General features: G+C 72.2%; 1 protein-coding gene. It reads right to left on the reverse strand.

Annotated elements, in window-relative coordinates; translation table 11 throughout:
* A partial coding sequence (locus PUR56_RS00060) for an acyltransferase domain-containing protein (protein ID WP_329947317.1) occupies positions 1-309 on the reverse strand: 309 nt, incomplete at both ends.

The raw sequence follows: 309 nt of genomic DNA on the forward strand, positions 1-309 counted from the left end.
CGTCGATCTCGGCTTCCAGGCCCGCGACCACCACGGCCCCAGGGCCGTTCACCACCGCAACGTCCACATCCGGGAACGCCGCCAGCACCTCCGCCTCGGAAGCACCCACCGCGAGCATCGCCCCACCCGCCGGAAGGCCCTGCATCAACCAGCCACGCGCCGCGACCAGCGCCGCCGCATCGCCGAGCGACAGCACCCCGGCCACGTGCGCGGCAGCGATCTCACCGATCGAATGACCGACCAGCACGTCCGCCCGCACACCCCAGTGCGACAGCAGCGCGTGCAACGCCACCTCGACGGCGAACAACG

This window comes from Streptomyces sp. BE303 (genome assembly GCF_036290945.1).
Lineage (GTDB): Bacteria > Actinomycetota > Actinomycetes > Streptomycetales > Streptomycetaceae > Kitasatospora.